Origin of the sequence: Zhihengliuella sp. ISTPL4 (assembly GCF_002848265.1) — a bacterium.
GTDB lineage: Bacteria > Actinomycetota > Actinomycetes > Actinomycetales > Microbacteriaceae > Microbacterium.
In genome coordinates this window covers 1,384,495-1,408,599 of the sequence record NZ_CP025422.1, presented here as the reverse complement: position 1 = coordinate 1,408,599, position 24,105 = coordinate 1,384,495, and the positions used below count along the sequence as shown (strand labels likewise).

At 69.7% G+C, this 24,105-nt stretch carries 21 protein-coding genes and 1 riboswitch; of the genes, 18 read left to right on the top strand and 3 right to left on the bottom strand.

The window, feature by feature from the left end:
* The first annotated feature begins 8 nt into the window (after positions 1-8).
* Positions 9-103: riboswitch (glycine riboswitch) on the top strand.
* Positions 104-251: 148 nt separating this feature from the next.
* The 8 genes from gcvT to CYL12_RS06725 all read left to right on the top strand — a co-directional run bounded on the left by gcvT (position 252) and on the right by CYL12_RS06725 (position 10,697).
* Entirely contained in the window at positions 252-1,367 is a 1,116-nt protein-coding gene (gene gcvT, locus CYL12_RS06760; RefSeq protein ID WP_101846670.1) for a glycine cleavage system aminomethyltransferase GcvT, read from the top strand.
* Positions 1,364-1,741 (top strand): glycine cleavage system protein GcvH, encoded by a 378-nt coding sequence (gcvH, locus tag CYL12_RS06755; RefSeq protein ID WP_101846668.1) that lies wholly within the window; start codon positions 1,364-1,366, stop codon positions 1,739-1,741. The genes gcvT and gcvH overlap by 4 nt, the downstream gene beginning before the upstream one ends.
* A 7-nt stretch (positions 1,742-1,748) precedes the next feature.
* On the top strand, positions 1,749-4,643 hold the full coding sequence (gcvP, locus tag CYL12_RS06750; RefSeq protein ID WP_101846666.1) for an aminomethyl-transferring glycine dehydrogenase: 2,895 nt from the start codon (positions 1,749-1,751) through the stop codon (positions 4,641-4,643).
* Positions 4,644-4,859: 216 nt separating this feature from the next.
* Positions 4,860-6,494: a peptide ABC transporter substrate-binding protein gene (locus CYL12_RS06745; protein ID WP_101846663.1), complete on the top strand. Its 1,635-nt coding sequence runs from the start codon at positions 4,860-4,862 to the stop codon at positions 6,492-6,494.
* 101 nt (positions 6,495-6,595) lie between these two features.
* The gene (locus tag CYL12_RS06740) at positions 6,596-7,522 is read left to right on the top strand and encodes an ABC transporter permease (RefSeq protein WP_101846661.1); all 927 of its coding nucleotides are present in this window, start codon (positions 6,596-6,598) and stop codon (positions 7,520-7,522) included.
* Positions 7,515-8,459, top strand: coding sequence for an ABC transporter permease (locus CYL12_RS06735; protein WP_101846659.1), 945 nt, complete (start codon positions 7,515-7,517; stop codon positions 8,457-8,459). Before CYL12_RS06740 ends, CYL12_RS06735 begins: the two co-directional genes overlap by 8 nt.
* Entirely contained in the window at positions 8,456-10,129 is a 1,674-nt protein-coding gene (locus tag CYL12_RS06730; protein ID WP_101846657.1) for a dipeptide ABC transporter ATP-binding protein, read from the top strand. Before CYL12_RS06735 ends, CYL12_RS06730 begins: the two co-directional genes overlap by 4 nt.
* 1 nt (position 10,130) lies before the next feature.
* Positions 10,131-10,697, top strand: a complete 567-nt coding sequence (locus CYL12_RS06725) for a hypothetical protein (protein WP_101846655.1) — start codon at positions 10,131-10,133, stop codon at positions 10,695-10,697.
* A gap of 7 nt (positions 10,698-10,704) precedes the next feature.
* Here the strand turns inward: CYL12_RS06725 and CYL12_RS06720 are convergent, their stop codons facing one another.
* Positions 10,705-11,493: a CPBP family intramembrane glutamic endopeptidase gene (locus tag CYL12_RS06720; RefSeq protein WP_101848705.1), complete on the bottom strand. Its 789-nt coding sequence runs from the start codon at positions 11,491-11,493 to the stop codon at positions 10,705-10,707.
* A 149-nt stretch (positions 11,494-11,642) separates the two neighbouring features.
* Here CYL12_RS06720 and typA point away from each other — a divergent pair, with 149 nt between their 5' ends.
* From typA to CYL12_RS06700, 4 genes are all read left to right on the top strand, one after another.
* Complete coding sequence (typA, locus tag CYL12_RS06715; protein ID WP_025102945.1) at positions 11,643-13,556, top strand: translational GTPase TypA; 1,914 nt, start codon at positions 11,643-11,645, stop codon at positions 13,554-13,556.
* Between the two features lie 185 nt (positions 13,557-13,741).
* Positions 13,742-14,626 carry an aggregation-promoting factor C-terminal-like domain-containing protein gene (locus tag CYL12_RS06710; RefSeq protein WP_101846653.1) on the top strand — a complete coding sequence of 295 codons (885 nt, stop codon included), beginning with the start codon at positions 13,742-13,744 and terminating at the stop codon, positions 14,624-14,626.
* Positions 14,627-14,734: 108 nt separating this feature from the next.
* Positions 14,735-15,781, top strand: coding sequence for a glutaminase A (glsA, locus tag CYL12_RS06705; RefSeq protein WP_101848704.1), 1,047 nt, complete (start codon positions 14,735-14,737; stop codon positions 15,779-15,781).
* Positions 15,778-17,403, top strand: a complete 1,626-nt coding sequence (locus CYL12_RS06700; protein WP_101846650.1) for an MFS transporter — start codon at positions 15,778-15,780, stop codon at positions 17,401-17,403. The genes glsA and CYL12_RS06700 overlap by 4 nt, the downstream gene beginning before the upstream one ends.
* A 3-nt stretch (positions 17,404-17,406) precedes the next feature.
* Here CYL12_RS06700 and CYL12_RS06695 read toward each other — a convergent pair whose 3' ends face one another.
* Complete coding sequence (locus CYL12_RS06695; protein WP_101846648.1) at positions 17,407-17,955, bottom strand: helix-turn-helix domain-containing protein; 549 nt, start codon at positions 17,953-17,955, stop codon at positions 17,407-17,409.
* Between the two features lie 104 nt (positions 17,956-18,059).
* Here CYL12_RS06695 and CYL12_RS06690 point away from each other — a divergent pair, with 104 nt between their 5' ends.
* From CYL12_RS06690 to CYL12_RS06665, 6 genes are all read left to right on the top strand, one after another.
* A complete protein-coding gene (locus CYL12_RS06690) occupies positions 18,060-18,770 on the top strand; it encodes an AzlC family ABC transporter permease (RefSeq protein WP_101846646.1) in 711 nt (236 codons plus the stop codon).
* Positions 18,767-19,081 (top strand): AzlD domain-containing protein, encoded by a 315-nt coding sequence (locus tag CYL12_RS06685; RefSeq protein ID WP_101846644.1) that lies wholly within the window; start codon positions 18,767-18,769, stop codon positions 19,079-19,081. Before CYL12_RS06690 ends, CYL12_RS06685 begins: the two co-directional genes overlap by 4 nt.
* A 40-nt stretch (positions 19,082-19,121) precedes the next feature.
* Positions 19,122-19,532 carry a histidinol dehydrogenase gene (locus tag CYL12_RS06680; protein ID WP_233486854.1) on the top strand — a complete coding sequence of 137 codons (411 nt, stop codon included), beginning with the start codon at positions 19,122-19,124 and terminating at the stop codon, positions 19,530-19,532.
* A gap of 9 nt (positions 19,533-19,541) precedes the next feature.
* Positions 19,542-19,862: a ferredoxin gene (gene fdxA, locus CYL12_RS06675; protein WP_017203330.1), complete on the top strand. Its 321-nt coding sequence runs from the start codon at positions 19,542-19,544 to the stop codon at positions 19,860-19,862.
* Between the two features lie 9 nt (positions 19,863-19,871).
* A complete protein-coding gene (dapC, locus tag CYL12_RS06670) occupies positions 19,872-20,984 on the top strand; it encodes a succinyldiaminopimelate transaminase (protein WP_101846640.1) in 1,113 nt (370 codons plus the stop codon).
* Between the two features lie 190 nt (positions 20,985-21,174).
* Positions 21,175-22,464 carry a citrate synthase gene (locus tag CYL12_RS06665; protein WP_101846637.1) on the top strand — a complete coding sequence of 430 codons (1,290 nt, stop codon included), beginning with the start codon at positions 21,175-21,177 and terminating at the stop codon, positions 22,462-22,464.
* A gap of 79 nt (positions 22,465-22,543) precedes the next feature.
* On the opposite strand, the gene CYL12_RS06660 is transcribed toward CYL12_RS06665, so the two are convergent.
* Positions 22,544-23,914, bottom strand: coding sequence for a DEAD/DEAH box helicase (locus CYL12_RS06660; protein ID WP_101846635.1), 1,371 nt, complete (start codon positions 23,912-23,914; stop codon positions 22,544-22,546).
* Positions 23,915-24,105 lie beyond the last annotated feature (191 nt).

Below are 24,105 nucleotides of genomic sequence, written 5' to 3'. Positions count from 1 at the left end.
CAGGCCGAACGACCGACGCGGGAGAGCCCCGGCGCACGCAGCCGGGCACCGAAGGAGCAAGCCTCCCCGCCAATCTCTCAGGTACGCGTACCGCGGAGGTCCGGCCGCTCTGAAAAGTGATCCCGAGCACCGGGGATCCGCCGACGGTGAAAGCCCTGCGCTCGCGCGGGCGAAGCTCTCAGGCCCATGACAGAGGGGGAGTTCCCAGGGACGACGACGTCGTCCCGCCCGACCCAGCCCGGGAGAACTCCATGTCCGACCCCCGCTACACCCCGTTGCGCGAGCGCCATGAGGCGCTCGGCGCCTCCTTCACCGACTTCGGCGGCTGGCAGATGCCGGTGCGCTACACGTCCGACCTCGCCGAGCACCACGCGGTGCGGCAGGCGGCGGGCATCTTCGACATCTCGCACATGGCCGAGTTCACGGTCCGCGGCGCCGGCGCGGCGGCCTTCCTCGACTACGCCCTCGCCGGGCGGCTGTCCGCGCTCGCGGTCGGCAAGGCGAAGTACTCGCTGCTGCTGACGCCCGAGGGCGGCATCGTCGACGATCTCATCGTCTACCGCCTGGCCGACGACGACTTCCTCGTCATCGCCAACGCGGGGAACCGTGACGCCGTTCGTGCAGCGCTCACCGAGCGGGTCGCAGACGCGGAGGCGGACGCCGTGGAGGTCGCCGACGTCTCGGACGACTACGCGCTGATCGCCGTGCAGGGTCCGCACGCCGAGGAGATCCTCGTGGCGACGGAGGGCATCGCCGACGTCAGCGTCCCCTGGGCGGAGCAGAAGTACTACGCCTGGGCGACCGCGTCGTTCGCGGGGGAACCGCTGCTCCTCGCCCGCACCGGCTACACGGGGGAGGACGGCTTCGAACTTCTCGTCCCGGCCGCCCACGCCGCCGCACTGTGGGACGCCGTGCTCGACGCCGGCACCCCGCATGGGCTCGTCCCCGCCGGCCTCGCCGCGCGCGACACCCTCCGGCTGGAGGCGGGCATGCCGCTGTACGGCCATGAGCTCAGCCTCGATATCGCGCCCGCGCAGGCCGGCCTCGGCCGTGTCGTCGTCGACGCGAAGGAGCGCTTCGTCGGGAAGGATGCCCCCGCGCCCGCCGCGGGCGCCCGCGTCCTCGTCGGGCTGACGGCGGAGGGGCGACGTGCCGGCCGTGCCGGCTACGCAGTCGTCGACGCCGACGGCGCCCCGATCGGAGAGATCACCAGCGGCGCCCTGAGCCCGACGCTCGGCCATCCCATCGCGATGGCCTACGTCGATCCTTCTTCCTCGGAAGAGGGAACCGCAGTATTCCTTGATGTGCGGGGGACCCGCATCCCCGCGACCGTGACCGCCCTGCCTTTCTACCGGAGGACCAAATGACCGACCTCAACGCACTCCGCTACACCGACGAGCACGAATGGATCGCCGGTGACGGCGACACTGTCACCATCGGCATCACCGACTACGCCGCCGAGAAGCTCGGAGACGTCGTCTTCGTCGAGCTCCCCGCGGTCGGCACCGAGCTGACCGCGGGCTCCGTGGTCGGCGAGATCGAGTCGACGAAGTCGGTCGGGGAGCTCTACGCTCCGGTCGCCGGCACGGTCGTCGAGATCAACGACGCCGTCGTTGACGACCCCTCGCTCGTCAACGCCGAGCCCTTCGAGGGCGGCTGGCTGCTCAAGGTGTCCGTCGCCGCCGGCGCGCTGGACGGACTGCTGGACCGCGACGCCTACGTCGCACTCACGGAGGGCTGATCCGGAAGTGGTTGCCTTCGCCGATCGTCACATCGGACCGACCGAGGCCGCCCAGCGCACGATGCTCGACGCGCTCGGTCTCGGCTCCGTCGACAGCGGGACGCTGAGCCCGGTCGAGGAGCTCATGCGTCAGGCCGTCCCCGCCTCGATCTACACGGGACCGGAGGACGCGGTCGCCGACTCCCGCATCCCGGTCGCCGCGTCGGAGACCGAGGCGCTGGCCGAGCTGCGCGCCCTCGCCGCGCGCAACACCGTCAACCGCTCGATGATCGGCCTCGGCTACTACGGCACCGTCACGCCGCAGGTCATCCAGCGCAACGTGCTCGAGAACCCGTCCTGGTACACGGCCTACACGCCGTACCAGCCCGAGATCTCGCAGGGGCGCCTGGAAGCGCTCATCAACTTCCAGACGATGGTGGCGGAGCTCACCGGGCTCACGACCGCGAACGCGTCGATGCTCGACGAGTCCACCGCCGTCGTGGAGGCGATGCTGCTCGCGCGCCGGGCCTCGAAGACCTCCTCGAACGTCTTCGCGGTGGATGCGGACGCGCTGCCGCAGACGAAGGCGATGCTCGCCTCTCGCGCCGAGGCGCTCGGCATCGAGCTCGTCACGGTCGATTTCGCGACGGGGGAGGAGCTGCCCGCCGAGCTCTTCGGCGTCTTCGTGCAGTATCCGGGGGCATCGGGCCGCGTGTGGGACCCGTCCGCGGTGTTCGACGCCGCGCACGTCGCCGGCGCGCTCGCCGTCGCGGCCGCCGACCTGCTCGCGCTGACCCTCCTCACCGCGCCCGGCACCCTCGGGGCCGACGTGGCCGTGGGCACGACGCAGCGCTTCGGCGTGCCGATGGGCTTCGGCGGCCCGCACGCCGGCTACATGGCGGTGCGCGCGGGCCTGGAGCGGCAGCTGCCCGGACGCCTCGTCGGCGTCTCGGTCGACGCCGACGGCAAGCCGGCCTACCGCCTCTCGCTGCAGACCCGCGAGCAGCACATCCGCCGGGAGAAGGCGACATCGAACATCTGCACCGCGCAGGTGCTCCTCGCCGTGATGGCCTCGATGTACGCGGTCTACCACGGCCCGGACGGGCTCCGGGCGATCGCGCGCGATGTGACCGCCAAGGCGACCCTGCTGCGCGACTGGCTCGTCGAGGCCGGCGCCGACGTCGTCCACGAGCACTTCTTCGACACGCTCACCGTGCGCGTCCCCGGCCGGGCGGCGGAGTACGCGGACCAGGCACGGGGCGGCTACGGCATCCTGCTGCGGGTCGCCGACACCGACACGATCGGCATCGCGGTCGACGAGACGACGACGGTGGCCGAGCTGCACCAGGTTGCGCGGGTCTTCGGCGGGAAGCAGGAGCGCGCCTTCGGCTTCGGTCTCGGCGACGCGGACGCGCTGCCGGACGGTCTCCGCCGCGAGGACGACTACCTCACGCACCCGGTGTTCCACAGCCACCGCAGCGAGACCGCCATGATGCGGTACCTGAAGAGCCTGTCGGACCGGGACTACGCCCTCGATCGCGGCATGATCCCCCTCGGCTCGTGCACCATGAAGCTCAACGCCGCCACGGAGATGGCCGCCATCACGTGGCCGGAGTTCGCGGGCATCCACCCGTTCGCCCCGGAGGCCGACGTGCGCGGCTACCTGGAGCTCATCGACCAGCTCGAGAGCTGGCTCGCCGAGATCACCGGGTACGACGCGGTGTCGCTGCAGCCGAATGCCGGCTCCCAGGGGGAGCTCGCGGGTCTCCTCGCGATCCGCGGCTACCACCGCGCGAACGGCGACGACCACCGCGTCGTGTGCCTCATCCCGTCCTCCGCCCACGGCACGAACGCGGCCTCCGCCGTGCTCGCCGGCATGAAGGTCGTCGTGGTGGCGAGCGATGCGCTCGGCAACGTCGACCTGGACGACCTCCGCGCGAAGATCGCCCAGCACGCCGACGAGCTGGCGGCGCTGATGATCACGTACCCGTCCACGCACGGCGTGTACGAGGAGCAGGTCGTCGAGATCACCGGAGCGGTGCACGAGGCCGGGGGTCAGGTGTACGTGGACGGCGCGAACCTCAACGCGCTCCTCGGCTACGCCCGCTTCGGCGACCTCGGCGGCGACGTCTCGCACCTCAACCTGCACAAGACCTTCGCCATCCCGCACGGCGGCGGCGGCCCGGGCATCGGTCCGGTCGCGGCGAAGGCGCACCTCGTGCCGTATCTGCCGTCGCACCCGCTCGCGCAGCGCGCCGAGCACTTCGGCGGACACACGTTCGAGGGCGCGGTCATCTCCGCGGCCCCGTACGGCTCTGCGGGCATCCTCCCGATCTCGTGGGCGTACGTGCGCATGATGGGCGCGGAGGGCCTCCGGCGCGCGACCGCCGCGGCGGTCCTCTCGGCGAACTACATCGCCGAGCGCCTCGGCGGCCACTTCCCGGTGCTGTACACGGGGGAGAACGGTCGGGTCGCGCACGAGTGCATCCTCGACCTGCGTCCGCTCAAGGAGGCCACCGGCATCTCCGTCGACGACGTCGCCAAGCGCCTGATCGACTATGGCTTCCACGCGCCGACCATGTCGTTCCCGGTCGCCGGCACCCTCATGGTGGAGCCCACCGAGTCGGAGGACCTCGACGAGATCGAGCGCTTCATCGAGGCGATGATCATGATCAAGGCCGAGGCGGACGCCGTCGCCGCGGGGCGCTGGCCCGCGGACGACAACCCGCTCGTGCACGCCCCGCACACCGCGGTCTCGCTCATCGCGGGGGAGTGGGCGCACGCCTACACCCGTGAGGAGGCCGCCTACCCGGTGCGTTCGCTGGTCGCGGCGAAGTACTGGCCGCCGGTCCGCCGGATCGACCAGGCCTACGGCGACCGCAACCTCGTCTGCGCCTGCCCGCCCATCGAGGCCTTCGCCTGATACGGATCCGCACGACGATCGGCGTCGCGCTCGCCTCACGGCGGGGCGGCGCCGTTCGTTGTTGCCGCATGTTTCCGTCATGTGACAGATGGTCACCACTGAGTAACAGTTCGTTAGCCGAATGTCCTGGACGCGCGACGCCCGGGTTACGCTCAGGTATCCCTGCGCGCTCGACGATGAGCCGCGCAGAATTCCCACGTCCACAGGAGGACAAAAGTGAAGCGCAACAAGATCGCCCTCGCGGGCAGCGCACTGTTCGTGATCGGCGCCCTGACTCTCGCCGGCTGCGCGAGCGGCGGCGGCAACGATTCCGCGGAGGAGACGCCCTCGGGTGACCCGACCGCGGTGATCTCGGTCAACAACACCGAGCCGCAGAACCCCCTCATCCCGACCAACACCAACGAGGTCGGCGGCGGCCTGGTGCTGCAGAGCATCTTCGCGGGCCTGGTCTACTACGACGCTGAGGGCGCCGTGCACAACGACCTCGCCGAGTCGATCGAGACGGAGGACTCCCAGACCTACACGATCAAGATCAAGCCCGACCAGACCTTCGCGAACGGCGACCCGGTCGACGCCGAGTCCTTCGTCAAGGCCTGGAACTACGGTGCCGCGCTCGACAACAAGCAGCTCTCCAGCTACTTCTTCGAGTCCATCGAGGGCTTCTCCTACGAGGAGAACGTGCCGGAGCTGTCCGGCCTCGAGGTCGTGGATGACCTCACCTTCACCGTCAAGCTCAAGCAGCCGGAGTCCGACTTCCCGCTCCGCCTGGGTTACACCGCCTTCTTCCCCCTGCCGGCATCGGCGTGGGACGACCTCGAGGCCTTCGGTGAGAACCCCGTCGGCAACGGTCCGTACGTCTTCGCCGAGGAGGGCGCCTGGCGTCACAACGAGAGCATCGAGCTCGTCAAGAACGAGGACTACACCGGTCCGCGTGAGGCGCAGAACGGTGGAATCGACATGCGACTGTACGCCAGCACGGAGGCGGCGTACGCCGACCTTCAGGGTGGCGAGCTCGACATCATCCAGGAGATCCCGGACACGGCCCTGCAGACGTTCGAGACCGACTTCCCGGACCGCACGGTGAACCAGCCGGCCGCAGCGAACGCGACCATCACCATCCCGGAGCGCCTCGAGCACTGGAGTGGTGAAGAGGGGCAGCTGCGTCGCGCCGCGATCTCGCACGCGATCAACCGCGAGGAGATCACCGACGTGGTCTTCAGCGGCACCCGCACGCCGATGAAGGACTTCACGTCGCCGGTGATCGACGGCTACTCCGAGGACATCCCCGGGTCCGAGGTCCTCGAGTTCGACCCCGAGAAGGCCAAGGACCTGTGGGCGCAGGCCGACGAGATCGCGCCCTGGACCGGGTCCTTCCAGATCCAGTACAACGCCGACGGCCCCAACCAAGGCTGGGTCGACGCGGTCGCGAACCAGATCAAGAACAACCTCGGCATCGAGGCCTCGGGCAACCCGATTCCGACCTTCGCCGAGCACCGGACGCTGATCACGGAGGACCAGACGCAGACCGCGTTCCGCACCGGATGGCAGTTCGACTACCCGTCGATGTTCAACGGCCTCGGCCCGCTCTTCGGCACCGGTGCCGGCTCGAACGACGGCGACTACTCGAACCCGGAGTTCGACAAGCTCCTCGACGAGGGCTCTGCGGCGTCCGACGTCGAAGCGGGCATCGCCAAGTTCCAGGAGGCGCAGGAGATCCTCTTCCAGGATCTCCCGGCCATCCCGCTGTGGTACACCAACGCCATGGGCGCTTGGGGCGACTCGGTGGAGAACGTCGAGTTCGGGTGGGACACCTGGCCGATCCTCTACCAGGTCACGAAGGACGGCGAGTAAGTCTGACAGCACGAACCTGTGAGGCGGTGACGGTCTTCCGTCGCCGCCTCGCAGGCTGTGTTGGTCACACTGACTCCGCCTCCTGACTACGGGACAGACGCATGCTCGGCTACATCCTGAGACGTCTCCTGCAGGTGATCCCGGTCTTCTTCGGGGCCACCCTGCTCATCTACTTCCTCGTGTTCGCCATGCCCGGTGACCCGATTCTCGGGCTCTTCGGCGACCGGACCCCGAACCCGGCCGTGGTGGCACAGCTGCGCGAGCAGTACCACCTGGACGACCCGTTCCTGGTGCAGTACTGGTACTACATCACCGGTGTCTTCCAAGGCGACCTCGGCACGACCTTCTCCGGTCGGCCGGTGTCGACCGTGCTGGCCGAGACGCTTCCCGTCACCGGTCGACTCGCGGTGATGGCCATCGGCATCGAGTTCGTGCTGGCGATCATCATCGGCACGGTCTCCGCGCTGCGCAAGGGCAAGCTCTTCGACCACACGATGCTCATCGTCGCGCTCGTGGCGATCGCGATCCCGATCTTCGTCGTCGCGTTCCTGGCGCAGTACTTCCTCGCCATCAAGCTGGGCTGGTTCAAGCCGACCGTCGGATCGGACAACGACTGGGGTGGCCTGTGGCTGCCGGCCATCGTTCTGGGCTTCAGCCTGTACGCCGTGAGCATGCGGCTGATGCGCAGTTCGGTCATCGACACGCTCAACCAGGACTGGGTGCGCACTGCGTACAGCAAGGGACTGTCGCGCGGGCGGGTGATCCCCGTGCACGTGCTCCGCAACTCGCTCATCCCGGTGATCACGAACTCGGCGACGAACTTCGGCGTTCTGCTCGTCGGTGCGACCGTGACCGAGGGCATCTTCAATGTGCCGGGCGTCGGCAACACCCTGTACCAGGCGGCGATTCGCAATGAGGGGCCGACGGTGGTCTCCTTCGTCACGGTGTTCGTGATCCTGTACGTCCTGGTCAACCTCGTCATCGACCTGCTGTACGGTCTGCTCGACCCAAGGATCCGCTATGCCTGACCCCACCACGCAGAATCACTATGTCGCTCCGGTCCAGACCGAGACCATCTCCGTCGATGCCGTGCGGATCGCTGAGAAGCCCCGAAACCTCTGGCGGGATGCCTGGTCGGACCTCCGACGTCGTCCGCTGTTCTGGTTCTCGGTCGTCCTCGCGGTGTTCTTCATCGTGATGGCGCTCTGGCCCACCCTGTTCACGTCGGCGCCACCGAACTCCGACTGCCAGCTCGGGAACAGCAACGCCGGTCCGACCGAAGGACATCCGCTGGGCTTCACGTTCCAGGGGTGCGACATCTACTCCCGCATCGTCTGGGGCGCGCAGACGTCGCTCTCCGTCGGCCTCCTCGCCACCGCCATCTCCTCGATCCTCGGGCTCATCATGGGGGCGTTCGCCGGTTTCTACGGCGGCTGGCTCGACTCGGTGCTGTCGCGGATCGGTGACATCTTCTTCGCCATTCCGTACATCCTCGCCGCGGTCGTCGTCATGACGGTCTTCTCCCAGTACCGCTCGGTGCCCGTGCTCGCGCTCGCGATCGGTGGTTTCGCGTGGGCGGCGACCGCTCGTGTCGTGCGGGCGGAGGTGCTGCGCGTCCGGCAGTCCGACTTCGTCGTGGCGTCCCGTGCGCTCGGGCGCTCGAAGTTCCGCACCCTGGTCGGACACGTGATCCCGAACGCGCTCGCTCCGCTGCTCGTGGTGTCGACGCTGGGCCTCGCCGCCTCGATCGTGGCGGAGGCCACGCTGTCGTTCCTCGGCGTCGGGCTGGGAAGCAATGTGATGTCCTGGGGCAACGACATCGGTGCCGCGCAGGCATCGCTGCGCGTGGCGCCCATGGCGCTCATCTATCCGTCGATCGCGCTCACGCTGGCCGTGCTCGCCTTCGTCACTCTCGGCGAGCTCATCCGAGACGCCATCGACCCGAAGGCGAGGGCACGGCGATGAGCGCACGCGCAACCGCACAGATCCCGCTGCTCAGCGTCCGCGACCTCACGGTCGCGTTCCGCACCCAAGAGGGGGAGAAGGAGGTCCTCCACGGAGCGAGCTTCGACATCTTCCCCGGCGAGACCGTGGCGATCGTGGGTGAGTCCGGTTCGGGGAAGTCGACCACGGCCAGCGCGATCGTGAATCTGCTTCCCGGTACCGGTGTCGTCACCGGGGGGTCGATCACGCTCGACGGTCGGGAGCTGACGAAGCTCGGCCGCCGGGAGATGGAGGCCGTCCGCGGCCGTGAGATCGGCTTCGTCCCCCAGGACCCGATGTCCAACCTCAACCCGGTGTGGAGCATCGGTTTCCAGGTGAAGGAGGCGATCCGCGCGAACGGGATCGCCCGGGGCCGCGAGGCCGTGAAAGCGCGGACCATCGAGGTGCTGAAGCAGGCGGGTCTGGCCGATGCCGAACGGCGTCTGCACCAGTATCCCCATCAGTTCTCCGGCGGCATGCGCCAACGAGCGCTGATCGGTATCGGTCTCGCGGCCGATCCGAAACTGCTGATCGCCGACGAGCCGACCTCGGCACTGGACGTCACGGTGCAGCGGGTCATCCTCGATCACATGGCGACGCTCACGCGTGACAAGGGCACCTCGGTGCTCCTCATCACGCACGACCTCGGCCTCGCGGCCGAGCGTGCGGAGAAGATCATCGTGATGAGCAACGGCAACATCGTGGAAGCGGGGCCGAGCCGGCAGATCCTGGAGAACCCGCAGCATCCGTACACGCAGCGACTGGTCGGGGCCGCGCCCAGTGTCGCGTCGCAGCGCATCCAGGCGGTCGTGGAGGATCGGGGCATCGAGACGCTGGACGACCTCGCCGCCATCCCACCGACGGTGCGCGTCGCCGGACTCACCAAGGACTACAAGATCCGTCAGGGAAACTTCCGCAGCGAAGCCTTCCGGGCGGTCGACGACGTCTCCTTCGAGATCCCGCGGGGGAAGACCCTCGCGCTCGTGGGCGAGTCCGGGTCCGGCAAGTCGACCGTCGCGAAGATGGTCCTGAAGCTCGAGGAGCCCACCAGCGGCACCATCGAGATCGACGGCCAGGATGTGTCCCGCCTCTCGAACGCGCAGGCGTTCGGGCTGCGTCGCCGCATGCAGCCGGTGTTCCAGGATCCGTACGGTTCGCTCGATCCGCTGCGCAACATCGGGAACACGATCTCGGAGCCGCTGCAGATCCACGGTGTGGGCGACCGCGCCGCGCAGCGGGAGCGCGTCGAGGAGCTCCTCGACCAGGTGGCCTTGCCCCGTGCGCTGGCCACCCGGTATCCGAACGAGCTGTCCGGCGGTCAGCGGCAGCGCGTCGCGATCGCTCGGGCGCTCGCCCTCAAGCCTGACATCGTCGTGCTCGACGAGGCGGTGTCGGCGCTCGACGTGCTCGTGCAGGACCAGATCCTGCAGCTGCTCGCCGAACTCCAGTCGGAGCTGAACCTGACCTACCTCTTCATCACGCACGACCTCGCGGTCGTCCGGGTCTCCAGCGACCTGGTCTGCGTCATGGAGAAGGGCAAGGTCGTCGAGCAGGGGACGGTCGACGAGATCTTCGCGAACCCGCAGGAGGAGTACACGGATCGTCTTCTCAAAGCGATCCCTGGCGCGTCGATCCCGCTCGGCGGCCGCTGAGGTGGCATCTCCGGCACACCCCGAGGGCGCACGGACCTTCCGTGCGTCCTCGGGCACCGTCGTCTTCGTCCTCAGCATCCTGCTCGTGCTGTTCCTGCTGGGCGACACCGTGGTCAACGGCAGCATCGTGCAGGCGCTTCTCGTGGCGCCCTGGCTGCTGCTCGGCCTGTGGATCGTGTACGAGACGGCGTTCGTCTCCTTCGTCCGCGTCGACCAGGAGGGGGCTGTGGTCCAGAACCTGCTGCGGCGCACGACCTTCGGTTGGGGGCGCGTGCAGGACATCGACATGCGGTGGCAGCTCGAGTTCACCCTGGACGACGGCCGCACGGTGGGCTGTTGGGGCGGACCGGCCAAGGCGCGTCCGCCTCGTCCGTCCCGCGAGGAGGACGCCGAGGCGAAGGTGCCCTCGGCGCTGCGGGTGCTCACGAGCATCCGCGACCTGTGGAGCGCGGCGCCCTCGACGGCGAACGCCCCGATCCGACGCAGCTGGGACGGCCCGGCCCTCATCGCCCTCGCCGTCATCGTGCTGTGGGCCGCCGCGGCGCTCGTCGTCGTCAACCTCGGCTGAGCGCGCCTCAGCCGGGAAGGCCGAACAGGGCGGGCCAGGTCGCCGCGGCCCAGGGGTAGCCGACGAACGCCGCCGCGTCGATGAGGAAGTGCGCCACCAGGAACGGCAGCAGCCGACCGGTGCGGTGGTAGAGCCACCCGAACAGCAGCCCCATCGCGAGGTTGCCGATGAAGGCGCCGGGCCCCTGATACAGGTGGTACGTCGCACGGAGCACCGATGTCGAGACGATGATCGTCCACGGCGACCACCCGAGCTGCCGCAGGCGGGCGAACAGGTACCCGAGCACGACGAACTCCTCCTGGAGCGATGCGCGGGCGGCGGCGAGCAGGAGGATCGGCACGGTCCACCAGTGCGCGTCCAGACCCGCGGGGTTCACGGCCACGAACAGTCCGAGCGCCCGTCCGCCGAGGTAGAGCGCCAGTCCCGGCACGCCGATCGCGAGGACGAGGAGCACGCCGCGGCCGACGTCGCCCGCCACCCGGGTGTCGTCCAGGCCGAGGCGCTCCAGGTGCGGGCGACGGCGCTGCCACAGCAGGAAGCAGACGAGCAGCACCGGCACCAGGGCGAAGCCGATCGACAGCACCTGATAGATGAGGTCGAACACCTCCCGGTCGCTGCGGGAGGGGTTGAGGGTGGCCGTCTGATCCGCGAGGGGCGTGTCGTCCGTGAGCCGATAGGCGAGCTGCACGATCGCGTAGATCGCGGACTGGCCCAGTCCCAGGGCGAGCACGATGGCGATCTCCCACCACAGGCGTCCTCGACCTTCATCGCGCGGCTCGTCGCTCCGGACGGGCACGGTCGAGGACGTGTGCGGCACCGGGGCCGTCGGGTCGGGGAGGGTCACGGGACGATGGTACGACGTGCGTTCAGGAACCCGATCCGCGCGTACGTTATCCTGGAACGTCGGCTTCCCGGCGCAACCCCACACTCTTTGAGGACCCTTGTATGGCGCACGCCCTCCGCTCTGACCTCCGCAACGTCGCAATCGTCGCCCACGTCGACCACGGCAAGACCACTCTTGTCGACGCGATGCTCCGCCAGACGGGCTCCTTCGGTGAACACTCGCACGTCGAAGAGCGTGCGATGGACTCGAACGACCTGGAGCGCGAGAAGGGCATCACGATCCTCGCCAAGAACACGGCGATCACCTACAAGGGCAAGCACGCCGGCGGCAAGGAGATCACGATCAACGTGATCGACACCCCCGGCCACGCCGACTTCGGCGGTGAGGTCGAGCGCGGCCTGTCGATGGTCGACGGCGTCGTGCTGCTCGTGGACGCGAGCGAGGGTCCGCTGCCGCAGACCCGCTTCGTGCTGCGCAAGGCGCTCGAGGCGAAGCTGCCCGTCATCCTCCTGGTCAACAAGACCGACCGTCCGGACGCCCGGATCGCCGAGGTCGAGGAGGAGGCGCACGACCTCCTGCTGGGCCTGGCCTCCGACCTCGTCGACGACGTGCCGGATCTCGACGTCGACGCGCTGCTCGACGTGCCGGTGGTCTACGCCTCCGGTCGCGCCGGTGCCGCGTCGCAGAACCGTCCCGCGGACGGCTCGCTGCCCGACAACGACGACCTCGAGCCGCTCTTCGAGGCGATTCTCGAGCACGTCCCGGCCCCGGCCTACGACGACGAGGCGCCGCTGCAGGCCTGGGTCACGAACCTGGACTCCAGCCCCTTCCTCGGCCGCCTCGCCCTGCTGCGCGTCTTCAACGGCACGCTCAAGAAGGGCCAGACGGTCGCCTGGGTCCGCTCCGACGGCTCGACCAGCAACGCCCGCATCACCGAGCTGCTGAAGACCCGCGCCCTGGAGCGCTACCCGGCCGAATCCGCCGGCCCCGGCGACATCGTCGCCATCGCCGGCTTCGAGGACATCACGATCGGCGAGACCATCGCCGACCCCGAGGACATCCGTCCGCTGCCGGCCATCACGGTCGACGACCCCGCGATCTCCATGACGATCGGCACGAACACCTCGCCGCTCATGGGCAAGGTCAAGGGGCACAAGCTCACCGCCCGCATGGTCAAGGACCGCCTGGACCGCGAACTCATCGGCAACGTGTCGCTCAAGGTCGTCGACATCGGCCGTCCCGACGCCTGGGAGGTGCAGGGCCGCGGTGAGCTGGCCCTCGCGATCCTCGTCGAGAACATGCGCCGCGAGGGCTTCGAGCTCACCGTCGGCAAGCCGCAGGTGGTCACCAAGAAGATCGACGGCAAGGTCTACGAGCCGTTCGAGCACCTGACCATCGACACGCCGGAGGAGCACCTCGGCGCGATCACGCAGCTCCTCGCGAACCGCAAGGGCCGCATGGAGAACATGACCAACCACGGCACCGGCTGGGTGCGCATGGAGTTCGTCGTGCCCTCCCGTGGCCTCATCGGCTTCCGCAGCGAGTTCCTCACGACCACCCGCGGTACCGGCATCGCCAACGCGATCTCGCACGGGTACGAGCCGTGGGCGGGGCAGATCACCACGCGCCAGAACGGCTCGATCGTGGCCGACCGCTCGGGTGTCGTCACCCCGTTCGCGATGATCGCGCTGCAGGAGCGCATGTCGTTCTTCGTGCAGCCGACCGAAGAGGTCTACGAGGGCATGGTCATCGGCGAGAACTCGCGCGCCGATGACATGGACGTCAACATCACCAAGGAGAAGAAGCTCACCAACATGCGCTCCTCCACGGCCGACAACTTCGAGTCGATGACGCCGCCGCGCATCCTCACGCTGGAGGAGAGCCTGGAGTTCGCGCGCGACGACGAGTGCGTCGAGGTGACTCCGGAGAAGGTCCGCATCCGCAAGGTGATCCTCGACCAGACCGTCCGCGGTCGCGAGGCCTCGCGCCTCAAGCGTCAGGACGCGAACGCCTGATCCTCAGCGCTTCTTTCGAGAGGGCCCCACGCCGCCAGCTGGCCGCGTGGGGCCCTCTCTCATGAAAATCCCAGGTGAGGGCTAGTTTTCGCTCAGGTTGATGACGCAGACTCGTTGACTTGCGCCCGGGGCGAGCTCCCGATGAGTCCCCGATATGGGCGTACGACGACCCGAAAGTCAAAGCCTTGCTTCAGAAGACCCGTGCGCTTCGGCGCGCCTCCGACGCGGCAGCCGCTCGCGCCACCGTCACCCGTACACCCCTGATCGCCCTCGGCGCCGCCACGGCCGCGCTCGTCGGCATCACCCTCAGCGTCGGCCTCGCCTCGGCCCCGGCCGCCGGGGCTGAGCGCTCCGACGCCGCCTCCGCCGTCGCGACCCAGAACCTGGGGACCGAGCCCCTCACCCGCGTCGCCGACCAGGCCGTCATGACCGTCTCGGACGGGACCGACGCGGTCGCCGCCGCGAAGAGCCTGACCGCGGAGGTGACGAAGTCCGGCCTCGACGTGAGCGCGGCCGCACCCGTCGACACCACGGCGCTCGAAGACGACCTGGAGACCCTCGCCGACCGATCGACGCTCCCGCTGGTCCTCGTGACCGTCACGGCGGAGCAGGCCGAGGCGGAGACCGAGAGGGTCGTGACCGCCACGGCAGAGCTCCAGCAGGCGTTCACCGCCGCGCAGGAGAAGAAGGCCGCCGAGGACGCCGCCCGCGCGGCCGAGGAGAAGGCGGCGGCTGCGGCGGCCGCGCTCGCTTCCGCGAACACGCCGGACGGCGCTCGGGCCACGGCGCAGCAGATGATGGCGGACCGCTACGGCTGGGGCGGAGACCAGTTCTCCTGCCTCAACTCGCTGTGGAACAAGGAGTCCGGCTGGAACTACCAGGCCTACAACAACGACGGCGGAGCAACCGGCATCCCGCAGGCTCTGCCGGGCAGCAAGATGGCCACGGCGGGCGCCGACTGGCAGACGAACGCCGCCACCCAGATCGCCTGGGGCCTAAAGTACATCGCCGATGCCTACGGCACGCCGTGCAGCGCCTGGGGGCACTCCCAGGCCATGAACTGGTACTGAGTCGCAGAGCGGGCCCCCTCGCGAACGATTGCCCCTAGCCGTCACCCGTCACGGACGCTACCGTGACAGGGAGACGGCTGGGGGCGTCGCGTTTTCCGAGGAGGAGTGGTGCTCGACCCCACCGTCTGGCTCGATGTTCCGCAGGAGGTCTCGACGGGCTCGCTGCCCGGCTGGGAACGCGTCGACGAGCTCGTCCGCGAAGCCCATGCCCGATACGCAGACGAGGCGTCCGGGCAGGTGGCGGACTACATCCCCGTGCTCGCCGCGGTGGATCCAGAGCTGTTCGGGCTCGCGGTGATCGAGGTCGGCGGAGGCATCCACGACGCCGGAGACGCGCTGCACCCGTTCTCCATCCAGTCGATCTCGAAGATGTTCGTCTACGCGCTGGCGATCCAGGAGCACGGCCACGAGCGGGTCCGCGAGATCGTGGGGGTGAACAACACCGGGCTCGCCTTCAACTCGGTCGTGGCGCTGGAGCTCAACGACGGGCATCCGCGCAACCCGATGGTCAACGCCGGGGCGATCGCGACCACGGCGCTGATGCCCGGCGCCACGGCGGTGGAGCAGTGGGAGCGCGTGCGCGAGGGGCTGTCCGCGTTCGCCGGACGACCGCTGAGCCTGGACGGCGAGGTCTACGCGTCCGAGGCGGCGTCGAACGAGCGCAACCGCGCCCTGGGCTGGCTGCTGCGCAGCTACGGGCGTCTCGCCGGCGACCCGGATGAGATCGTCGACGTCTACACCCGCCAGTGCGCGCTCTCCGTGACCGCGCACGACCTCGCCGTCATGGGGGCCACGCTGGCCGACGGCGGAGTGAACCCGGTGACGGGGGAGCGGGTGGTCTCCGCGGACGTCTGCCGCGACACGCTCGCCGTCGTCGCAGCGAGCGGGTTGTACGAGCGGTCGGGTGACTGGCTGTTCGAGATCGGTCTGCCCGCCAAGTCGGGCGTCGCGGGCGGCCTCGTCGCGGTGTCTCCGGGCAAGGGCGCCGTCGCCGGGTTCTCGCCCCGCCTGGACGAGGCGGGCAACTCGATCCGATCGCAGATGGCGATCGGCCACCTGTCGCGGTCGCTGGGGCTGAACCTCTTCGCCTCCGCGCCCGCCCGCAAGCATGCCGGCGGGGCGGGTACCTCGTCGGCGGGAGGAGAGCGCTCATGACACGCACGGCCCCCGCCCCCGCGAAGACGTCCTGGCTGCCGATGGTCAGCCTGTTCCTCGCACAGGTGCTCATGTCCTTCAATGTCGCAGCGCTGCCGATCTCGCTCGGCGGCATGGTGAGCGACTTCGGCGTGCCGCCGACCGTCGCGAGCACGACGATCGTGATGTACGGCCTCGCGGTCGCGGCTCTCGTGATGACCGGGGCCAAGCTCGGACAGCGCGTCGGGTGGGTGCTGATCTTCCGTGTCGTCGTCGCGCTCTTCGCCGGATCCGCCGTCATGATGCTGCTCGCGCCGACCGTCTGGTGGGCGATCGCCGGTCAGGCCGTGGCGGGGGCGGCGGCCGCGATCATCGTCCCCTCGATCGTGGCTCTGATCGCGGAGAACTACCGGGGACCGCAGCAGGCCACCGCGATCGGCGCGATCGGCTCGGCCCGGGCGATCTCCGGGGTGAGCGCCTTCCTCATCGGCGGCACGCTGGGCACGCTGGTCGGGTGGCGGCCGCTGTTCATCCTCGTCCTGGCGATCGCGGTCGCCGTCTTCGCGCTGAGCTTCACGCTGCGCGGTGATCGCGGCGATGCGGCGATCCGCATCGACCTCGTCGCCGCTCTCCTCATCGGTGCAGCCATCGTGCTCCTCACCCTCGGGTTCAACAACCTCAACAGCTGGGGAGCGCTCGCGGCGGCCCCGTCCGCGCCGTTCTCGGTCCTCGGTCTGTCGCCGGCGCCGGTCTTCATCGTGCTGGGCATCGTGCTGGGCCAGGGGTTCTTCCTGTGGACACGGAAGCGGATGGCCGAGGGAAAGGTCCCGTTGATCGACCTCAGCGTGCTGGGCTCGTCCCGGGAGCGCGCCGCGGTGTATGCGATGTTCATCGTCGTCGCGCTCGAGGCCTGCGTGAACTTCACGATCCCGCTGTACATCCAGATCGTCCAGGGGCGCACGCCGTTCGACACCTCTCTCGCGATGATGCCGTTCAACCTCACGGTGTTCATCACGGCGACACTCGTCGTGCGGTTCTACAAGCGCTACCCGCCGCGGACGATCGGCGTGTTCGGGTTCATCCTCACGACGGCGGCGCTCGTCTGGCTGTCCGTCGTGGTGACGAACAACTGGGAGACGGTGCCGACCATCGCCGGGCTCATCGTGTTCGGCATCGGCCAGGGTGCTCTGGTGACCTTGGTGTTCAACGTGCTCGTGACGGCGGCGCCCGCGGAGCTCGCGGGTGACGTCGGGTCGCTGCGCGGCACCACGCAGAACCTCGCCTCCGCCGTCGGGACGGCGCTCGCCGGAGCGCTGCTGGTCTCGCTGCTCGCCCTCAACGTGGGGCGGGCGGTCGTGGAGCACCCCGAACTGCCGCCGTCCCTGGTGTCGCAGGTCGACCTGAACGAGGTGAACTTCATCAGCAACGACGATCTGCGCACGGTGCTGGAGACCACGGATGCGACGCCGGAGCAGGTCGACGCCGCGGTCGCCGTGAACGAGGAGTCGCGGCTGCGCACGCTGAAACTCGGCCTTCTGATCCTCGCCGCGGTGAGCGCGCTCGCGATCCTGCCCGCGTCGCGCCTGCCGCAGTACCGACCGCACGAGATCCCCGACCCATCGCCCACGGGGTCGGGGGAGTGAACCTCAGCGCAGCTCGGAGATGAGGACGGCGCTCGTGCCGGGCTCGACCGCCTCGAAGACGTGCGCGACGTCGCCGGCATAGGTCAGATAGTCGCCGGGGTTCAGCACCACGGCATCGTCGGGGGGGCCGACCCGTGCCTGTCCGGCGATGAGGATCACGTGCTCGATCGTGCCCGCGTGGTGGGGGTCGGACCGGCGGGGGTCGCCGGGTTCCGCCTGGATGAGGTAGACGTCTCTCCGGGCGCCGGGAGGGCTCGCGGAGAGCAGAGTGGCGCTATAGGCCGCGGCGGAGGACGGCACGCCCGCGAGGTCGTCGGCGCGGATGAGGGTGGGGGCGTTGGCTTGCTGGTCGACGAGCACCGCGAAGGGTACGCCGAGCGCGACACCCAGCGCCCACAGCGTCTCCACGCTCGGATTTCCGGCGCCGCTCTCGAGCTGAGAGACGGTGGCCTTGGAGATGCCCGCTCTCCTCGCGAGTTCGGAGACGGACAGGTGCGCCGCCTCGCGCTCGCGGCGGAGCGTGCGGGCGATGCGGGTGCGGAGATCGTCCATGCGTTCATCATGGCAAACGATCGTTCGCTTGACTATGCCTGCCCGGATGTTCAGAATGATGAGCGTGTGTTCAGTGAAGAGAACGGTGGGATGGGTGAGTTCCCGTGACCGCTGAGCGCGAAGTCTGGCGTGAGGCGCTCGGGGTCGTCCTCGCGACGAGTGCTTACGGGGTGTCGTTCGGTGCCCTCGCGGTCGCCGCCGGGCTGGACGTCTGGCAGACGTGCGTGCTCAGCCTCCTGATGTTCACCGGGGGATCGCAGTTCGCCTTCGTCGGGGTGTTCGCCGCGGGCGGCCTCGCCGCACTGCCTTCGGCGATCGCGTCGGCTGCGCTCCTCGGTGTGCGCAACGTCGCCTACGGCATGCGCATGTCCCCGCTCATCGGCGGCGGACCGGCGAGACGAGCCGCCGCGGCACACTTCACGATCGACGAGTCCACCGCCGTGGCGATCGCGCAGGACGACCCGCGCCTCCGCCGGGTGGGCTTCTGGGTCACCGGCATCGGCATCTTCCTCGGCTGGAACCTCACGACGCTCATCGGCGCGCTCGTCGGCGACGTGCTCGGCGACCCGAAGACGTGGGGTCTGGACGCGGCGGCGGCCGCCGCCTTCCTCGCCCTGCTGTGGCCGCGCCTGCGCCAGCGGCAGGCCATCGTCGTCGGGATCGCGGCGGCCGTGGTGGCGGCAGCGCTCACGCCGTTCCTCCTGCCGGGGCTGCCGGTCCTCGTCGCCGCGCTCGTCGCGATCGTGGTCGGCTGGTTCAACTGGCTGGGAACGCCGCGACCCGCACGGGCCCGCGACGCGGAGGCCGGCGCATGAGTCTCTGGAGCGCCATCCTCCTTGCCGCCTTGGTCTGCCTCGCCCTGAAGGCCGTGGGCTATCTCGTGCCCCCGAAGGTGCTCGAAGCGCCGGGCCCCGCCCGCATCTCGGATCTCCTCACCGTTGCCCTGCTCGCCGCGCTCGTCGCGGTGCAGTCCCTCGGCGACGGGCAGGCCATCACCGTGGACGCCCGGGTTCCCGCGCTGCTGGTCGCGGCCGGGCTGCTCTGGCTGCGGCAGTCCTTCCTGGTGGTGGTCGCGGCCGCTGCGCTCGTCGCGGCGCTGCTGCGGCTGTTCGATCTCGCCGCCTGAGACGTCGTCGCGCCGGACGGCGCCCGGGTAGGATCGGGGGGTGCGCGGGAAGTGGTTGTCGAGGGTGCTGTCCTGGGTGGCCGCTGCCCTGGTGGGTGGGGTCTACGGCGTGGCCGGGACCATCGCACACAGCGTCATGTGGGGACCGATCCCGATCGGCCTCATCGTCGCCGCCGTCGCCTGCGCCGCGATCCTCATCGCCGTCCGTGCGCTCACCCACGATCGGGGGGCGGCCGTGGCCGCAGGTCTCGGGATGCTGGGGATGCTCGTGATCATCTCGGGCGTGGGTCCCGGCGGCTCCGTCGTCGTGCAGGATTCGCTCGCCGGACGCATCTGGACCTATCTCGCCGCCGGCATCGTCCTTCTGGTGATCGCCTGGCCGTCCTTCTCCCGGCAGCCGGTGCGCTCGTCCGGACCGTCCTCGGAGGAACCCGAGGTCCGCGGGTCGTAGACTGAGGGGGTGACGTATGTGATCGCCCTCCCGTGCGTCGATGTCAAGGATCGCGCCTGCATCGACGAGTGCCCCGTTGACTGCATCTACGAGGGCGAACGGTCGCTCTACATCCACCCCGACGAGTGCGTGGACTGCGGGGCCTGCGAGCCGGTCTGCCCCGTCGAGGCGATCTACTACGAGGACGACCTTCCCGACGAGTGGCAGGACTACTACAAGGCCAACGTCGAGTTCTTCGACGAGATCGGCTCGCCCGGCGGCGCCGCCAAGGTCGGCGTCTACCCGTTCGACCACCCGATCATCGCCGCGCTCCCGCCCCAGGGCGAGTAGGCGCACGCCGTGAGCGTCCGCGACCTCGCCGACTATCCCTGGGATGCCGTCGTCCCTTACCGCGAGCGCGCCGCCCGGCACCCGGACGGTCTCGTCGACCTCTCCGTCGGCTCGCCGGTCGACCCCACACCGGAGGTCATCCGCCGGGCGCTCGCCGAGGCGACCGATGCCCACGCCTATCCGCAGACCGTCGGCACCCCCGCGCTCCGGGAGGCCATCGTCGACTGGTATGCCCGCCAGCGCGGCGTCCCGGGCCTCCGGGTCGACAACGTCCTGCCGACCATCGGCTCCAAGGAGCTCGTCGCCCTGCTGCCCACGCTGCTGGGCCTCGGCGAGGGCGATCTCGTCGTGCACCCCCGGGTGGCGTACCCGACGTACGACGTCGGCGCGCGGGTCGCGGGCGCCACGCCGGTCGCCGCTGACGACCCGGCGGAATGGCCGGTGGGTACCAAGCTCATCTGGATCAACAGCCCGGGCAATCCGGACGGCCGCACGTGGACCGTCGACGAGCTCGCCGTTGCGGTGCAGCGGGCACGCGAGCTGGGTGCGGTGCTGGCCAGCGACGAGTGCTACGCCGAACTGGGATGGGACGGTCCCTGGGCCGACGAACCCATCCCGTCGGTGCTCGACCCGCGGGTGACCGGCGGCACGCGGGCGAACCTGCTCAGCGTCTATTCGCTGAGCAAGCAGTCCAACCTCGCGGGATACCGCGCGGCCTTCGTCGCCGGCTGCGCCCGTGTGGTCGGCGATCTCCTCACCGCGCGCAAGCATCTCGGCCTCATGCCGCCCGCGCCCGTCCAGCAGGCGATGGCCGTCGCCCTCGGTGACGAGGCGCACGTCGCGGCGCAGAAGGAGCTCTACCGCGAGCGGCGCGGGCTGCTGCTTCCGGCCGTCCAGGCGGCCGGCTTCCGTATCGATGGCTCGGAGGCCGGACTCTATCTGTGGGCGACCGAGGGTCGCGACGCCTGGGAGTCGATGGCGCGCCTTGCCCACCTCGGGATCCTCGCCGGACCCGGGCACTTCTACGGCGCTTCCTCTCCGGAGCATGTGCGACTGTCGCTGACGGCGCCGACGGACCGCGTCGCCGAGGCGGCCCGGCGCCTGCGCGGAGCGGATCTGTAGGAACCCTCCCTGCTGTGCCGATCCCTTTGGCGGTTGTCACAGTAGGCCTGTGTGACGACTAGGCTGTAAAGGCGATTCGGTCGGCACCCGGCCAGGCGCTCAGCGCCCGAGAGATCGCCAGTTCCGGCTTGATCAAGAACTTGCTGACGCCCGCGACGCCGGGGCGATCAGACAGAAGGAGGAGGTCCGCGTGAGCGCTGCGGCAGACCAGACGGCGAAGCTGACGATCGGCGACACCACCGCCGAATTCCCCCTGGTGCGCGGTACCGCGGGCCACGACAGCATCGACTTCTCGACGTTGACGCGTCAGACCGGATACACGGGGCTCGACTACGGCTTCGTCAACACCGCCTCCACCAAGTCGGACATCACCTTCATCGACGGGGACAAGGGCATCCTGCGGTACCGCGGCTATCCGATCGAGCAGCTCGCCGGCAGCACCAGCTACCTCGAGGTCGCGTGGCTGCTCATCTACGGGGAGCTGCCGTCCGCCACGGAGCTCGCGGAGTTCGACGAGAAGATCCGTCGCCACACGCTGCTGCACGAAGACCTCAAGCGCTTCTTCTCCGCGCTGCCGCACACCGCCCACCCGATGTCGGTGCTGTCCTCCGCCGTCGCGGCCCTGTCGACGTACTACGAGGGGCAGACCGACCCGCACAACCCCGAGCACGTCGAGCTGAACACCATCCGCATGCTCGCCAAGCTCCCGGTCATCGCCGCATACGCGCACAAGAAGAGCGTCGGACAGGCGTTCCTCTACCCGGACAACTCGCTCGGGTTCGTCGAGAATTTCCTCAAGCTCAACTTCGGCGTGAACTCCGAGCCGTACGAGATCAATCCGACGATGGTGAAGGCGCTCGAGCTGCTGCTCATCCTGCACGAGGACCACGAGCAGAACGCCTCGACCTCCACGGTCCGCCTCGTCGGCTCGACGGGTGCCAACCAGTTCGCCTCCGTCTCGGCCGGCATCCAGGCGCTCTCCGGACCGCTGCACGGCGGCGCGAACGAGGCCGTCCTCACCATGCTCGGCCAGATCCGCGACTCGGGCCAGAGCGTGTCGCGCTTCGTCGAGCGGGTGAAGAACAAGGAAGAGGGCGTGAAGCTGATGGGCTTCGGCCACCGGGTCTACAAGAACTACGACCCGCGCGCCAAGCTCGTCAAGGAAGCCGCAGACGAGGTGCTGAACTCGCTCGGCGTGACGGATCCGCTCCTGGACCTCGCGAAGGAGCTCGAGGAGATCGCCCTCGCCGACGACTACTTCCGCGAGCGTCGCCTGTACCCGAACGTCGACTTCTACACCGGCGTGATCTACAAGGCGATGGGCTTCCCCACGCGCATGTTCACCGTGCTCTTCGCGATCGGCCGCCTTCCCGGCTGGCTCGCCCAGTGGCGCGAGCTGCAGCTCGACCCGCAGACCAAGATCGGCCGCCCGCAGCAGCTCTACACGGGGTCGCCGGAGCGCGCGTTCCCGACGCGCTGAGCGCGGCGTCGCAAACGCCGAAGGCCCCCTCGCACCGGAGTGCGAGGGGGCCTTCGCTGTCGTCAGGCGCGAACCGGGGTCAGCGGCCCTGAGCCCCGCGCGTGCCCTGGCGGCCCTGGCCGCCCTGGCGCTGCGAGCCGGGCGCACCGCCCTGGCCTGCGGACCGCGGGCGACGACGACGGCGGGACGGCGGAGTGGTCGCGGAGCTCTTCTCGCCGCCCGCCGGCCGCTGCTTCGCGGAGCGCTGCTGCTGCGGCTGCGGGGGAGCGGGGCGCACGTGCGGTGCACGCTCCGGGACGAGCTCGGTGACCGCGTCGGCGGTGAGGTTCTCCAGCGGGGCCGTGATCGCGGCCTTGCGCAGGAGGTCCTTCACATCACGGCGCTGCTCGGGGAGGACCACGGTGACGACCGTGCCGGCAGCGCCGGCCCGGGCCGTGCGTCCGGAACGGTGGAGGTACGCCTTGTGCTCGACGGGCGGATCGACGTGGACGACGAGATCGACGTTGTCGACGTGCACACCGCGGGCCGCGACGTCGGTCGCGACGAGGACGCGGACGCCCCCGTCCGCCGGGTCGGCGGAGAAGGCCCCGAGGTTGCGCTCCCGCGCGTTCTGGGACAGGTTGCCGTGCAGGTCGACGGCCGGGATCCCGGCGGCGGTGAGCTGCTTGGCGAGCTTCTTCGCCTGGTGCTTGGTGCGCGTGAAGAGGATGCGGCGCCCCGTTCCGGAGGCGAGGTCGCGCACCAGCACGGTCTTGTTCTCCGGCGAGTCGACGACCAGCACGCGGTGGGTCATCTCGCCGACCGGCACGCTCGCCTCGTCGACCTCGTGGCTGACCGCGTTCGTCAGGAAGCGGCGGGCGAGCGTGTCGATGCCGCGGTCCAGCGTCGCGCTGAACAGCAGGCGCTGTCCGTCGGCGGGCGTCGCCGACAGGATGCGGGTGACGCCGGGGAGGAAGCCGAGGTCGGCCATGTGGTCGGCCTCGTCGAGCACGGTGACCTCGATGGCGCTCAGGCGCACGACCTGCTGCTTCATGAGGTCTTCCAGACGGCCGGGGCAGGCGACGACGATGTCGACGCCGCCCTGGAGCGCCTGCTCCTGCGGCCGCTGGCTCACGCCGCCGAACACGGTGGTGACGCGCAGGCCGACGGCCTCGGCGAGCGGGGCGACGGTCGCGGCGATCTGGGTGGCCAGCTCGCGGGTGGGGGCGAGCACGAGGCCGCGGGGCAGACCGGAACGGCGCTTGTGACCGGAGGCCGCCAGACGCGCGACGAGCGGCAGGGCGAAGGCGATGGTCTTGCCGCTGCCCGTGCGTCCGCGACCGAGGAGGTCGCGGCCGGCGAGCGAGTCGGGCAGGGTGTCACGCTGGATCGCGAACGCCTCGGTCTTTCCGGAGGCGGCGAGGACGGTGGCGAGCTCGGCGGGAACGCCGAGGTCGAGGAAGGAAGGCATGCAGAGAACTCCGTCAGCGCACGAGAACGGCGCGGGATAGTGGGGTGAGGTGGGCGAAGACGCAGCGAGTGCGCGTCCGTTCGCCGTGCGAATGGCCAGTTCGGGCTGGAGAGGGGAGCGCGGGCGCTCGCTTCGGTCCTCGGAGACCCCTAGACGACGACGATGCTGACCGGCCGGCGGCGCGGGCAACG